Below are 13551 nucleotides of genomic sequence, written 5' to 3'. Positions count from 1 at the left end.
GGACTTAGTTCACTACTTAATACATAGCCACAACTTACGGTGATCAGGCATCCTGTCAGTGAGCCGGTAAGAGTTCAGATGGGTTGCCCATGGCGAGCAAGCGCACCACCGTCCGCGATCTGCGGCGGCACAACCGTTCCCTGCTGCTGTCGAAACTGTACTTCGACGGCCCGCTGTCGCGGCACGAACTCAGCCAGCTCACCGGATTGAGTGCGGCGACGGTCAGCAACGTGACCGCCGAACTGGGCGAAGAGCGCCTCATCACGGAAGCGGGCCAGGTCGAGTCGGACGGCGGCCGGCCAAGGGTGCTCCTCCGCGTCGACCCCGCGTACGGGCACGTCGCAGGGGTGGACATCGGCGAGACCGGCGTCAAGGTCGAGCTGTTCGACCTGGCGATGAACCGCCTGGCAACGGTCGAGCACCCGCTCCCGAAGGCCCCGGACCCGGCAACGGCGGTCGAGCAGGTGACATCCGGACTGCGTGAGGTGTTCGCAAGCGCGGGCATCGACGACTCGGCGGTCCTCGGCGTCGGAATCGGCGTCCCGGGCACGGTCGAGCAGGGCGCGGAGGTCCTGGTCCACGCCCCCACGGTCGGCTGGGAGGCGGTCCCGTTCGCCTCGCTGCTGCACGAAGCAGGAGTGACGCTCCCCCTGTTCGTCGACAACGGCGCGAAGACACAGGGGCAGGCAGAGATGTGGTTCGGCGCAGGCCGCGGAGCAAGGCACGCGGTGATAGCGCTGATCGGCTCAGGCGTCGGCGCAGCGGTGGTAACGGACGGCACGACGTACCGAGGCTCAACGAGCAGTGCGGGCGAGTGGGGCCACACAACAATCGCGTACGGAGGCCAGGACTGCCGCTGCGGCGCCCGAGGCTGCCTGGAGGCGTACATCGGAGCGGGCGGGGTCCTGGCGAGGTACCGAAAGGTCCGCGGCAAGGAGGTCCCGGGCGAGGACGAACAGGCCCAGTTCGCGGCCCTGCTGGAGGCAGCGGCAAAGTCCAAGACGGCAGCCCGAGTCCTGGACGAGACGGCGGGCTACCTGGGCGCAGGCATAGCAAACTTGATCAACCTGTTCAACCCAGAACGCATAGTGATCGGCGGCTGGGCAGGCCTGGCCCTGGGCGAGCAGCTGTTGCCAAGAATCCGAGAGGCAGCAGGCGAGCACGCACTGCGGCACCCATTCAGCCAGACATCGATCCAGCTGGGCTCACTGGGCCTGGACGCGGTAGCAACAGGAGCGGCAACACTGCCAGTGGCAGACCTCCTGGAGCAGGGAGCAACATCAAGACTGGCCAAGCCAGGAGCCCCAGACTCAGACGCGGCGTAAGGCGAGAGCACGCAAGCGAGTTACACGAGAACAGGCACCAACGAGCACCCAGACCCCCCGCACCCCGATCCGAAGCCAGAACACGGCCGGCGGCACCGGGTCAAGGCATCTTTCCCGCCTTGACGCGGCGCTGCCGGCCGTAGTCACAATCGGGCTTCGGGGTGCCGGAAGGCCAGAAGGGGCTTCAGGGGTGCCGGAAGGCCAGGAGGGGCCGGAGGGCCAGGAGGGGCTTCGAGGTGCCGGAGAGGCACGAGGGGCTTCGGGCTGCCGGAGAACCAGGAGGGCCTTCGGGGTGCCGGAGAACCAGGCGGGCGTTCGAGGTGCCGAAGAGCCAGGAGGGGCTTCGGGGGTGCCAGAGACCAGGAGCCAGGAGCCACGAGCCACGAGCCACGAGCCACGAGCCACGAGCCACCCAAGCAGAGCCCACCCTCCCAGGGGGCCATCCCCGCTCCAGCGTATCCCCACCCCCCGACAAAACCCCGCCAAAGCCCCCCGCCCCACCCCACCTGTCCACAACTCACCCGACCTGTGGACAACCACATGTCCCGCCCATCGGGAACCCCTCCCGCAACCCACCCACCCTTAATTCGGGTTGAAAAAAAATGACCGCCCGACGGTTGCCCGGCTTGTCTGGACCATGCATACTTTGTTGCCAAGCACAACAAAGGTCTGAACCACCTCGCGGCCCATCCCCCGCCCCCGGGTCGCGAAGCCGGTCGCGCCTGCCGCCGCCCCGGCATGCGAGGCCACCTCCCCCTCCCCGGCGCTTCGTGCTGCGCGCGGAACGCCGGTCCCCACGGTGAGAGAGGCGACAACGATGTCCACCTCGTTCCGCAAGTTCCGAAGAGCAGCGGCGCTCCTGGCCACCTGCTCCCTGCTGCTGCTCGGGCAGCAGGCGCTGACCGCCCCCGCGGCCGAAGCCGCGGCCACCTTCACCGACGACTTCAACGGCCCCGCGGGCGCCGCCGTCGACGGCTCGAAGTGGCAGCTCGAAACCGGCGACAACGTCAACAACCACGAACGCCAGTACTACACGTCGGGCACCAACAACGCCCAGCTCGACGGCCAGGGCCACCTCGTGATCACGGCCAAGCGCGAGAACCCCGGCAACTACAACTGCTGGTACGGCCGCTGCGAGTACACCTCCGCGCGGCTGAACACGGCCGGCAAGTTCACCCAGGCCTACGGCCACTTCGAGACGCGCATGAAGCTCCCGCGCGGCCAGGGCATGTGGCCGGCCTTCTGGATGCTCGGCGGCGGCAACTGGCCGACCGACGGCGAGATCGACATCATGGAGAACGTCGGGTTCGAGCCGAACACCGTCCACGGCACGATCCACGGCCCGGGCTACTCCGGCTCCGGCGGCATCGGCGCCGGGTACAGCGGCCCCAACTTCTCCGACGACTTCCACACCTACGCCATCGACTGGTCCCCGAACCAGATCAAGTGGTACGTCGACGGGAACCTCTACCAGACGCGCACGCCGTCCGACCTGAACGGCAACCGCTGGGTCTACGACCACAACTTCTTCGTCATCATGAACCTCGCCGTCGGCGGGTACTGGCCGGGTGACCCCAACAGCAGCACGCAGTTCCCGCAGCAGCTGGTCGTCGACTACGTCCACGTCACCAACGACACCGGCGGCGGCACCCCGCCGAGCGGGCGCACCGGGCGGATCACCGGCATCGGCGGCAAGTGCGTCGACGTCGCGGGCGCCAGCACCGCGAACCTCACGCCGATCCAGATCACCGACTGCAACGGCAACGCCGCGCAGAACTGGACGCTCGCCAGTGACGGCACGATCCGCGCGCTGGGCAAGTGCATGGACGTCAACGCCGCGGGCACCGCGGACGGCACGGCGGTGCAGCTCTACGACTGCAACGGGACCGTGGCCCAGAAGTGGGTCGTCAGCGGGGCCAAGGACATCGTGAACCCCAACGCGAACAAGTGCCTGGACGCCACCGGGAACTCGAGCGCGAACGGCACCCGGCTGCAGATCTGGACCTGCGGCGGCGGCGCGAACCAGAAGTGGACCACTCCCTGATCTGACGCCCTCGACCAGGCGGACCGGCTCGGTCCGCCTGGTCGTCGTACCCTCTTTCCCTTTTCCACTAGGAGAATCCAGTGCGGAAAAAGCTCCTCGCGCTCTTGGGCGGTGCCCTGATAGCGCTTACCTGCCTGACGACCGGGTCGGCACAGGCCGCTCCCGAAGCGGGACCGTCCGCGAGCCAGCTGCTCGCCAAGACCACGTCCTGCCAGCAGATCTCGAACGGCAAGTACTCCTTCGACGAAGGCGGCGCGGCCACCGTGCCCGTCTGCCAGGCCAACGGCGCGGTCTTCTTCAAGGCCGACATGGACATCGACTGCGACGGCGTCCGGACCAGCCAGTGCAACGAGCAGACCGACTGCTGCTTCTACCCGGACACCGCGTTCCACACCTCGACGGACCAGCCGCTCAACGCCGCGCAGCTGCCGTACATCGTGCTGCCGCAGCCGACGTCCACATGGGACTACCGCAACTACGGCATCGACGGCGGCTCGGTCGTGGCGGTGATCTACAACAACCAGGTCACCTACGCCGTGGTCGGCGACACCGGTCCGACGAGCATCATCGGTGAGGCGTCCTACGCGACGGCCGTCAACCTCGGCATCAACCCGGACCCGTCGAACGGCGGCACCGAGGGCCCGGTGACCTACATCGTGTTCCCGAACACGCACGTCAACCCGATCGAGAACCACAACAACGCCACCAGCCTCGGTGAGCAGGTCGCCACGCAGTTCGCCGGCGGCACCACCACCCCGCCCACCGGTGGCGGCGGGCGGATCACCGGCATCGGCGGCAAGTGCGTCGACGTCAACGCGGCCAGCAACACCAACGGCACCGCCGTGCAGCTGTACGACTGCAACGGCTCGACCGCTCAACAGTGGACGGTCGGCGCCGACGGCACCGTCCGCGCGCTCGGCAAGTGCCTCGACGTCACCAGCGCGGGCACGACGAACGGCACGCCGATCCAGCTGTGGGACTGCAACGGTTCCAACGCCCAGAAGTGGACGGCGAACGGCTCGCAGAACCTCGTGAACGCCGGGTCCGGCAAGTGCCTCGACGCCACCGGCAACTCGAGTGCCAACGGCACCCGGCTCCAGATCTGGACCTGCGGGTCCGGTGCGAACCAGAAGTGGACGCTGCCATGAGAAAACGCTCTCTCTTCGCCCTCCTCGGCGTGACTGCGCTCGCCGCGGCCACCTTCGCCGTGCCCGCGCAGGCCGCGGGCGAGACCGTCAACGTCTGGCTGACCACGACCAGCGACTCCGGCGGCCGGACGGTCACCCGCGGCCTCCAGCAGCAGACGCCGGTCACCTTCGCCTCGGGCACCGGCACCGGCGGTGTGACCATCAACGTCAACGAAAACACCACCTACCAGCAGTTCGAAGGCGGTGGAGCGTCCTTCACGGACACCGCGGCCTGGCTGATGAACTCCAGCGGCGCGCTGTCGCAGGCCACCCGCGACGACACGATGCGCAAGCTGTTCGACCCGAACAGCGGCATCGGGCTGAGCTTCATCCGCAACCCGCTCGGCGCGTCCGACCTGGCCCGCTACAGCTACACCTTCGACGACATGCCGGCCGGCCAGACCGACCCGAACCTGACGCACTTCTCGATCGCGCACGACCAGGCCGACGTGCTGCCGCTGACCAAGCAGGCCAAGCAGCTCAACCCGCAGGCCAAGGTGATGGCGTCGCCGTGGAGCGCGCCGCCGTGGATGAAGGACAACGACAGCTACCTGCTGGGCTGGGTCGAGTCGCAGTACTACCCGGCGTACGCGCAGTACTTCGTCAAGTACCTGCAGGCCTACCAGGCCGCGGGGGTGCCGATCGACTACGTCTCGATGCAGAACGAGCCGACGTGCTGCTCGAGCTACCCGTCGACCAACTGGAACGGCGCGGGACTGGCCTACTTCGCGAAGAACAACCTGCTGCCGGCCCTGCAGGGCGCCGGGCTGTCCACAAAGGTCCTCGCGCTCGACTGGAACTGGGACACCTACGCGTCCTACGGCGCGCCGACGCTGGACGACTCGGCCATCCGCAACCACCCGAACTTCGGTGGTGTCGCCTGGCACGGGTACGGCGGGAACATCGCGCAGCAGACGACCACCCACAACCAGTACCCGAACGTCAACGCCTACTCGACCGAGCACTCCGGGGGCACCTGGATCTCGAACCAGCAGGCCGAGGACATGAACAACATCGTCGACTACACACGGAACTGGTCGAAGAGCGTCACCAAGTGGAGCCTCGCCGTCGACCAGAACATGGGCCCGCACAACGGCGGCTGCGGCACCTGCACCGGCCTGATCACCGTCCACAACGGAGACTCGCGCAGCGGGCAGGTCGACTACACCGTCGAGTACTACACGATGGGTCACCTGACGAAGTTCGTGAAGCCGGGCGCGTACCGGATCGACTCGAACGACAACTCGACCGTCCGCAACGTCGCGTGGAAGAACCCGGACGGCTCGAAGGCGCTGATCGCGTACAACAGCGGCACCGGCAACCAGAGCGTGCGCGTGAACTGGGGCAACTCCTCGTTCACCTACACGCTGCCCGGCCACACGTCGGCGACGTTCACCTGGGCCGGCAACCAGGGCACGGGCGGCGGTGGCGGCAAGACCGGCGCGATCACCGGCCTCGGCGGCAAGTGCCTCGACGTCGCGGGCGCGAACAGCACCAACGGCACCGCGGTCCAGCTCTACGACTGCAACGGCTCCGGCGCCCAGCAGTGGACGGTCGGCACCGACGGCACGCTCCGCGCGCTGGGCAAGTGCCTCGACGTCACCGGACAGTCCACAGCGGACGGTGCGTTGCTGCAGCTGTGGGACTGCGGCGGGACAGCCAACCAGAGATGGTCGGCGACCGCGGCCAAGGACATCGTCGGCGCGGCCTCGAACAAGTGCCTCGACGCGACCGGCAACTCCAGCGCGAACGGCACCCGGCTGCAGATCTGGACCTGCACCGGCGCCGCCAACCAGAAGTGGAACGTGCCCGCATGAAAAAACTCGCAGCATTCGCTGCTCTCGTAGCGGCCGCGTCGGCCCTGGTGCTCGCGCCCGGTGTCGCGCAGGCGGCGACCGGTCCGATCACCGGCCTCGCCGGCAAGTGCGTCGACGTCAACGCGGCGAGCACCGCGAACGGCACGGCGATCCAGCTGTACGACTGCAACGGCTCCGGCGCTCAACAGTGGACGGTCGGGTCCGACGGATCCCTGCAGGCGCTGGGCAAGTGCCTCGACGTCACGAGCGCCGGCACGGCCAACGGCACCACGATCCAGCTCTGGGAGTGCAACGGCTCCAACGCCCAGAAGTGGACGGCCAACGCGGCGAAGAACCTCGTGAACACCGGGTCGGGCAAGTGCCTCGACGCCACCGGCAACTCGAGCGCGAACGGCACGCGGCTGCAGATCTGGACGTGCGCCACCAGCGCCAACCAGCAGTGGACGCTCCCGAGCGGCGGCACGACCCCGCCGCCGTCCGGCCCGGGCGTGATGGCCGTGGCGCCGTACCTCTACAACGGCTGGGGCAACCCGCCGAGCCCGCAGACGATCCAGAACGCCACCGGCGTCAAGTGGTTCACGCTGGCGTTCGTCCTGTCCAACGGCTACTGCAACCCGATGTGGGACGGCGGGCGCGCGCTGACCGGCGGCGTCGACCAGAACACGATCAACGCGGTCCGCGCGGGCGGCGGCGACGTCATCCCGTCGTTCGGCGGGTACTCCGGCAACAAGCTGGAGTCGTCGTGCGGCAGCGCGGGTGAGCTGGCGGCGGGCTACCAGAAGGTGATCAGCGCCTACGGCCTCAAGGCGATCGACATCGACATCGAGGCCGACGCCTACAGCAACCCGACGGTGCAGCAGCGCACGGTCGACGCGCTGAAGACGGTCCGGGCGAACAACCCGGGCATCAAGCTGTACGTCACGTTCGGCACCGGACAGTCCGGTCCGGACAACAGCCTGGTCAACCGCGCGGCCCAGTCCGGGCTCACGGTCGACGGCTGGGTGATCATGCCGTTCGACTTCGGCGGCGCGGGCCAGAACATGGGCACGCTCACCCAGCGCGCGGCGGAAGGCCTCAAGAACGTCGTCAAGTCGGCTTACGGCTACGACGACGACACGGCCTACCGGCACATGGGCATCTCGTCGATGAACGGCATCACGGACAACAGCGAGACGGTCACGTTGAACGACTTCACCACCATCCTGGCCTACGCAAACCAGCACCACCTGGCCCGGTTGACGTTCTGGTCGGCCAACCGCGACCGCCCCTGCCCGGGCGCCTACCCGAACGACGACACGTGTTCGGGTGTTTCCCAGCAGGCGTGGGACTTCACGAGGATCTTCGCCCGCTACGCCGGCTGACGGGGTTTCCTCAAGCCGAAGGGCCCGGCCGGGACTCCCGGCCGGGCCCTTCCGGCGTCACCCCGAACTTCTCGATCACGAACCGCCAGAACAGCGGCACGGCCTCGGCGGCGGGGCGGTGGATCCGGTCGTCGTGCCCGGTCACGGACCGGTGCTCGACCAGAACCCCGCCGGGACCGACCAAACCGGACGAAGGCGACCGGACGACCACCACCTCGATCGGCCGGTGGTCCGGCACCGGCCGGGGCGTGACCACGAGGTCGTGCATCGAGGTGAGCCCGGCCAGCCGGTCGCCGCCACTGGCGGCCACGCTGTCGGCGATGTCCGCCATCGCCCGGAGTTCGGGGTGCTTCGCGGCCAGCTCCTGGAACCGGTCGACGATCTCCGCCCAGGGGACTTCGTCGAACGGGCCCGGCCACGCTCGTGAGTTCATCCGCACCCGGTCAGTGTCCCAGCCCGGAGCTGCCGGGCCGCAACACTGGGGAGGCCGCGACCCGGCAGCCGGACGGTTCCGCTGCCGCTGGGGGTACTCCGGCCGCGAAACCGCATCGAGGTTATCGAGCCGGGCCCGGCGTAGACGAGCACTCGGCCCGTCCGGACGGGGACGGTGCCCGAACGGCCACTACTCCGACATCGCCGCCCGGGCTGCCGCGGCGCGGTCGGCGTAGGCCCCGACCAGCTGTTCTTCGGCGTCTTCGAGGTACTTCATCAGCAGCTGCTCGGCGCCCGGGCCGTCCCCGGCCTCGATGCGGTCGAGGATCTCGTGGTTGCGCGGCAGGTAGCGCTCGTGGAAGCGCCGGGGCTCGGCCATGATGTGGAAGACCAGCCGCAGCTCGGCGGTCAGCCGGCCGACCAGCTCGTTGACGCGCTCGCTGCCCGACAGCGCGGCGAGCTCCTGGTGGAACCAGACGTTCGCCGTCCCGAGGTCCTTCCAGTTGCCGCTGCGCGCGGCCTCGTCGCCGATCTCGACCTTCTCGCGGATCTTCGTGAACGACGCCGGCTTCGCCGTCACCCCGCGGACCGCCGCGCACTCGATGATCTTGCGCACCCGGTAGATGTCGACGACGTCTTCGACGCTCGGGATGCGGACGAAAACCCCGCGGTTGAGCTCGTGGGCCAGCAGCCGCTCGTGCGTGAGCAGCCGGAACGCCTCCCGCAGCGTGTTGCGCGAGACGCCGAGCGCGTTGCCGATGTCCTGCTCCGAGAGCCGGCCGCCGGGCAGGAAGAAGCCCTCCGCGATGCGCTTGCGGAGGACGCCGGCGACCCGCTCGGCCGTGCTCTTGCGGCTGACCAGGCCACGATCGGCCTCCAGGCCCGGAACCACGCTGTCTTCGATGACCACGTCACGGATGGTACCCGTCACACTGAGGACGATGTAATTGCCATCTTGTGGAATTGTTCAACAATCCCTACTGTGTGAGGCACGCCACGATGAGACACTGGCCAGGAGGTGCCCGACATGACTGCCACAGCAACCGAGGCCCGGCCGTTCGACTGGTTCCGCACACTCGGCAAACGCGGACGCCGCGCCTTCGCGGGCGCGTTCGGCGGCTACGGCCTGGACTCGTTCGACTACCAGACCCTGCCGCTCGGCCTCGCCGCGATCACCGCGTACTTCGGCATATCGAGCGGCGAAGCCGGCCTGCTCGGCACCACGACGCTGGTCGTGTCGGCCGTCGGCGGGGTCGGGGCCGGCATGCTGGCCGACCGGATCGGCCGCGTCCGCACGCTCCAGATCACCATCGCGATGTACACGATCTTCACCGTGCTCTGCGGGTTCGCGCCCAACTTCGAGACGCTGCTGATCTTCCGCGCCCTGCAAGGCCTGGGCTTCGGTGGGGAGTGGGCGGCCGGCGCGGCGCTGGTCGCGGAGTACTCCTCGGCCCGCTACCGCGGCCGGACCGTAGCGTTCGTGCAGAGCGCGTGGGCGGTCGGCTGGGGCCTGTCGGTGATCGTCTACACCGTCGTCTTCAGCGTCGCGAGTGACGACGTCGCCTGGCGGATCATGTTCTGGACCGGTGTCATCCCCGCGCTGCTCGTGCTGTGGGTGCGCAAGAGCGTCAAGGACGCGCCGCGCGCCGAGGAGCGGCTGAAGACCGAGCGGCCGAAGGGCACGCTCGTCCAGATCTTCAAGGGTGACCTCCTGCGCACGACGTTCTTCGCCGCGCTGCTGGCCACCGGCGTCCAGGGCGGCTACTACACGATCTCGACGTGGCTGCCGTCCTACCTGAAGAAGACACGCGAGCTCACCGTGATCGGCACCGGCGGGTACCTCGCCTTCCTGATCACCGGGGCGTTTGTCGGGTACGTCTGCGGCGGGTACCTCACGGACCTGATGGGGCGCAAGAAAACCTTCCTGACCTTCGCGATCCTCTCGGCCGGGCTGATCGTCGCGTACACGCAGATCCCCAAGGGCGCCAACGGCTTGATCCTCGTGCTCGGCTTCCCGCTCGGCTTCTCGATGTCCGCGATCTTCAGCGGTTTCGGCGCGTACCTCGCCGAGCTGTACCCGACGACGTTGCGCGGGACGGGACAGGGCTTCACCTACAACTTCGGCCGCGCGGTCGGCGCGATCTTCCCGACCGTCGTCGGTTTCCTCGGCGCGGGCGGCGCGATCGTGTTCGGCGCGCTGGGGTACGGCATCGCCGCGCTCGCTCTGCTGGGGCTCCCGGAAACCCGGGGCATCGAACTTGTCGACTGAGGGGGAGCTCGTGACGACTTTCGACGAACCCGCGACGTTCAGCCCGGCGCAGGCGCGCTCGGTGTTCCGCCGCGGCAACGCCCGCCCCACCACGGGCTGGGCCGACGGCTTCACCCAGACCAACCTGATCGCCGTGCCCCAGGACTGGGCCTACGACGTCCTGCTGTTCTGCACCCGCAACCCGCAGCCGTGCCCGCTGCTCGACGTCACCGACCCCGGTGACCCGGGCACGCGGCTCGCCGAGGGCGCGGACCTGCGCACCGACCTGCCGCGCTACCGGATCTGGCAGAACGGCGTGCTGGCCGGCGAGGTGTCGGACGCGACCGGCCTGTGGCGCAGCGACATGGTCGCCTTCTCCATCGGCTGCAGCTTCACCTTCGAGACGGCGCTGGCCGCCGAAGGTGTTCCGCTGCGGCACGTCGAGCAGGGCCGCAACGTCGCGATGTACGTGACGAACCGGCAGTGCGAGCCCGCCGGGCGGCTCTTCGGCCCGATGGTGGTCTCGATGCGGCAGATCCCCGAGGAGCGCGTCGACGACGCCATCCGCATCACCCGCGCGATGCCGGCCGTGCACGGAGCTCCCGTGCACATCGGTGATCCGCGTACGCTGGGGATCGAAGACCTTTCCCGGCCGGACTTCGGTGATCCGGTGGACGCGCGCCCCGGTGACGTCCCGGTGTTCTGGGCCTGCGGGGTCACTCCGCAGGCGGCGCTGATGGCGTCGCGTCCCCCGTTCGCGATCACCCACGCGCCGGGGTACATGTTCATCACCGACCGGCACGACAGCGAATACCGGGTGGGTTGAAATGGATCTGAACAGCGATCTCGGTGAGGGTTTCGGCGCCTGGAAGATGGGCGACGACGAAGCCATGCTCGACATCGTGACCAGCGCGAACGTCGCCTGCGGCTTCCACGCCGGCGACCCGTCGGTGATGCGGCGGGTGTGCGACCTGGCGGCCGAGCGTGGCGTCGCGATCGGGGCGCACGTGGGGTACCGCGACCTGGCCGGGTTCGGCCGGCGCGCGCTCGACATCGCGCCCGACGACCTGGCGGACGAGGTGCTCTACCAGATCGGCGCGCTCGACGCGTTCGCCCGCGCGGCGGGCAGCCGCGTGACGTACGTGAAGCCGCACGGCGCCCTGTACAACACCGCGGCGGTGGACGTCGAGCAGGCCGCGGCGATCGTCGACGGCCTGCGCCGGTACGACCCCGCGCTCGCGCTGCTCTGCCTGCCGGACTCGGAAATGCAGCGGCAGGCGGAAAAAGCGGGTGTGGTGGCGTACGCGGAGGCGTTCGCCGACCGCGCGTACACCCCGGAAGGCCGGCTCGTGTCGCGCAAGCAGCCGGGCGCCGTTCTGTACGACGCGGCCGCCGTGGCCGAGCGCGCGGTGACGATGGCGTCGGGCGGCGGAGTGGTCACAGCCGACGGCGGCAAGCTCGACCTGCGCCCGGATTCCCTTTGTGTGCACGGGGACACGCCGGGCGCGGTCGAGCTGGCCCGGCGCATCCGCGACGGCCTCGCCGCCGCGGACGTCCCGCTCGGCGCGTTCACCGGATGACCGTGCGGCTGCTGCCGTGCGGGCGGCGCGCGGTGCTCGTGGAGCTGGAGGACGTGCTGGGGTTCCAGGCCGCCGTGACGTCATTGGACCTGCCCGGCGTCGAAGAGCTGGTCCCGGCGGCGCGGACGTTGCTGGTGCGCTTCGACCCGAAGGTGACGGACGCGGACCGCTTGGGCGCGGTGCTGCGTGAGGTGTCCCCTGTGGACAGTGCGGTGTCCGCTTCGGCCGAGGTGGTGATCCCGGTGGTGTACGACGGCGAAGACCTGGCCGACGTCGCGGCCGAGGCTGGCCTGAGCGTCGCCGCGCTGGTCGACCGGCACAGCTCGGGTGCGTACGTCTCGGCGTTCTGCGGTTTCGCACCGGGGTTCGCGTATCTGTCCGGTTTGGACCCGGCGTTGCACGTGTCGCGCCGGTCCTCACCCCGGACGCGCATCCCGCCGGGTTCGGTGGCGATCGCCGGCGAGTACAGCGCGGTCTACCCGAGCGCGTCCCCCGGCGGCTGGCGGCTGCTCGGCCGGACGGACGTGCCGGTGTGGGACGTCGACCGCGACCCGCCGAACCTGCTGCCGCCCGGCACGCGGGTCCGGTTCAAGGCGGTGCCGTCGTGAAGCTCGAAGTCCTCCGGCCGGGCTTCGCGACGACGGTGCAGGACCTCGGCCGGCCGGGGCACGCCGCGCTCGGCGTCGGCCGCTCGGGCGCCGCGGACCGGGGGTCGTTCCAGCTGGCCAACCGGCTCGTCGGCAACCCGCCCGGCGCCGCGGCCCTGGAGGTGACGCTCGGCGGGCTGGTGCTGCGCGCATCGAGCGTGACAACGGTGGCGGTGACGGGCGCGCCGTGCCCGCTGTCCAAGGGCGGGCTGAACGCGCCGATCACGCTGTGGCCGGGCGAAGAACTCGCGCTGGGCACGGCTTCCTCGGGTCTGCGGTGTTACGTCGCGGTCCGCGGCGGGATCGACGTCGCGCCGGTGCTGGGTTCCCGGTCGACCGACACGCTCGGCAAGCTGGGCCCGCCCCCGCTCGCCGCCGGGATGCTGCTGCCGGTGGGCACCCCCGGCGCGTTCCCGGTGGTCGACCTGGCGCCACGGGCGGCGTTGCCCGCGTCGCCGGTCCTGCGGGTGACGCCGGGACCTCGTCGCGACTGGTTCGTGTCCCCGGACGAGCTGCTGTCCACTGTGTACACGGTGTCGCCGGACTCGGACCGCGTCGGCATCCGGCTCACCGGGCCGCCGCTCTCGCGGGCCCGCACCGACGAGCTGCCGTCCGAGGCGTGTGTGCCCGGGTCGCTGCAGGTGCCGCCGTCGGGCCGCCCGATCCTGTTCCACGCCGACCACCCGACCACCGGCGGTTACCCGGTGATCGCGGTGGTCGAGGAGGAGGACCTGGACCTCGCGGCGCAGCTGCGCCCGGGCCAGACCGTGCGCTTCCGCCCAGCGTCGGGGGGGGGGGGGGGGGGGGGGGGGGGGGGGGGAACACCAACACCAAGAAAGAGGTGGGGGAGGGAGGACAAAAAAAAAAACACCAAAAGAAAAAACAGAAACCCCCCTGATCCGCCGCGAGA

General features: G+C 69.6%; 11 protein-coding genes and 1 pseudogene. 10 read left to right on the top strand and 2 right to left on the bottom strand.

Going from position 1 to position 13551, the window contains the following annotated elements; translation table 11 throughout:
- Positions 1 to 89 precede the first annotated feature (89 nt).
- The 5 genes from ACZ63J_RS25760 (at position 90) to ACZ63J_RS25740 (ending at position 7734) form a co-directional block, all read left to right on the top strand.
- On the top strand, positions 90 to 1325 hold the full coding sequence (locus ACZ63J_RS25760; RefSeq protein WP_465400202.1) for an ROK family transcriptional regulator: 1236 nt from the start codon (positions 90 to 92) through the stop codon (positions 1323 to 1325).
- A gap of 817 nt (positions 1326 to 2142) precedes the next feature.
- On the top strand, positions 2143 to 3369 hold the full coding sequence (locus tag ACZ63J_RS25755; protein ID WP_465400203.1) for a family 16 glycosylhydrolase: 1227 nt from the start codon (positions 2143 to 2145) through the stop codon (positions 3367 to 3369).
- Positions 3370 to 3449: 80 nt separating this feature from the next.
- Positions 3450 to 4517 (top strand): RICIN domain-containing protein, encoded by a 1068-nt coding sequence (locus tag ACZ63J_RS25750; protein ID WP_465400204.1) that lies wholly within the window; start codon positions 3450 to 3452, stop codon positions 4515 to 4517.
- On the top strand, positions 4514 to 6373 hold the full coding sequence (locus tag ACZ63J_RS25745; protein WP_465400205.1) for a ricin-type beta-trefoil lectin domain protein: 1860 nt from the start codon (positions 4514 to 4516) through the stop codon (positions 6371 to 6373). Before ACZ63J_RS25750 ends, ACZ63J_RS25745 begins: the two co-directional genes overlap by 4 nt.
- Complete coding sequence (locus tag ACZ63J_RS25740) at positions 6370 to 7734, top strand: ricin-type beta-trefoil lectin domain protein (protein WP_465400206.1); 1365 nt, start codon at positions 6370 to 6372, stop codon at positions 7732 to 7734. The genes ACZ63J_RS25745 and ACZ63J_RS25740 overlap by 4 nt, the downstream gene beginning before the upstream one ends.
- 10 nt (positions 7735 to 7744) lie before the next feature.
- Here the strand turns inward: ACZ63J_RS25740 and ACZ63J_RS25735 are convergent, their stop codons facing one another.
- Both ACZ63J_RS25735 and ACZ63J_RS25730 read right to left on the bottom strand, forming a co-directional pair.
- Positions 7745 to 8173 (bottom strand): hypothetical protein, encoded by a 429-nt coding sequence (locus ACZ63J_RS25735; protein ID WP_465400207.1) that lies wholly within the window; start codon positions 8171 to 8173, stop codon positions 7745 to 7747.
- A 183-nt stretch (positions 8174 to 8356) separates the two neighbouring features.
- The gene (locus tag ACZ63J_RS25730; protein WP_465400208.1) at positions 8357 to 9076 is read right to left on the bottom strand and encodes a GntR family transcriptional regulator; all 720 of its coding nucleotides are present in this window, start codon (positions 9074 to 9076) and stop codon (positions 8357 to 8359) included.
- A 117-nt stretch (positions 9077 to 9193) separates the two neighbouring features.
- On the opposite strand from ACZ63J_RS25730, the gene ACZ63J_RS25725 reads away from it, so the two are divergent.
- From ACZ63J_RS25725 to ACZ63J_RS25705, 5 genes and pseudogenes are all read left to right on the top strand, one after another.
- Entirely contained in the window at positions 9194 to 10435 is a 1242-nt protein-coding gene (locus ACZ63J_RS25725) for an MFS transporter (protein WP_465400209.1), read from the top strand.
- 10 nt (positions 10436 to 10445) lie between these two features.
- Positions 10446 to 11240 carry a putative hydro-lyase gene (locus ACZ63J_RS25720; protein ID WP_465400210.1) on the top strand — a complete coding sequence of 265 codons (795 nt, stop codon included), beginning with the start codon at positions 10446 to 10448 and terminating at the stop codon, positions 11238 to 11240.
- Position 11241: 1 nt separating this feature from the next.
- Positions 11242 to 11994 carry a LamB/YcsF family protein gene (locus ACZ63J_RS25715; protein WP_465400211.1) on the top strand — a complete coding sequence of 251 codons (753 nt, stop codon included), beginning with the start codon at positions 11242 to 11244 and terminating at the stop codon, positions 11992 to 11994.
- Positions 11991 to 12602, top strand: a complete 612-nt coding sequence (locus tag ACZ63J_RS25710) for a 5-oxoprolinase subunit B family protein (RefSeq protein WP_465400212.1) — start codon at positions 11991 to 11993, stop codon at positions 12600 to 12602. Before ACZ63J_RS25715 ends, ACZ63J_RS25710 begins: the two co-directional genes overlap by 4 nt.
- Positions 12599 to 13426 (top strand): annotated as a pseudogene (locus ACZ63J_RS25705) (5-oxoprolinase subunit C family protein); the annotation flags it as partial. The gene ACZ63J_RS25710 and the pseudogene ACZ63J_RS25705, both read left to right, overlap by 4 nt.
- Positions 13427 to 13551: the final 125 nt, after the last annotated feature.

It is taken from the genome of Amycolatopsis sp. NPDC104863 (genome assembly GCF_055582965.1).
Note: the sequence above shows the minus strand (reverse complement) of the source record. Positions and strands in the feature narration are given on the sequence as shown.

Bases quoted from the DNA above. Each gene is read 5' to 3' on its own strand.
- ACZ63J_RS25760 (WP_465400202.1), top strand. From the start codon at position 90: ATGGCGAGCAAGCGCACCACCGTCCGCGATCTGCGGCGGCACAACCGT.
- ACZ63J_RS25755 (WP_465400203.1), top strand. From the start codon at position 2,143: ATGTCCACCTCGTTCCGCAAGTTCCGAAGAGCAGCGGCGCTCCTGGCC.
- ACZ63J_RS25745 (WP_465400205.1), top strand. From the start codon at position 4,514: ATGAGAAAACGCTCTCTCTTCGCCCTCCTCGGCGTGACTGCGCTCGCC.
- ACZ63J_RS25740 (WP_465400206.1), top strand. From the start codon at position 6,370: ATGAAAAAACTCGCAGCATTCGCTGCTCTCGTAGCGGCCGCGTCGGCC.
- ACZ63J_RS25725 (WP_465400209.1), top strand. From the start codon at position 9,194: ATGACTGCCACAGCAACCGAGGCCCGGCCGTTCGACTGGTTCCGCACA.
- ACZ63J_RS25715 (WP_465400211.1), top strand. From the start codon at position 11,242: ATGGATCTGAACAGCGATCTCGGTGAGGGTTTCGGCGCCTGGAAGATG.
- ACZ63J_RS25710 (WP_465400212.1), top strand. From the start codon at position 11,991: ATGACCGTGCGGCTGCTGCCGTGCGGGCGGCGCGCGGTGCTCGTGGAG.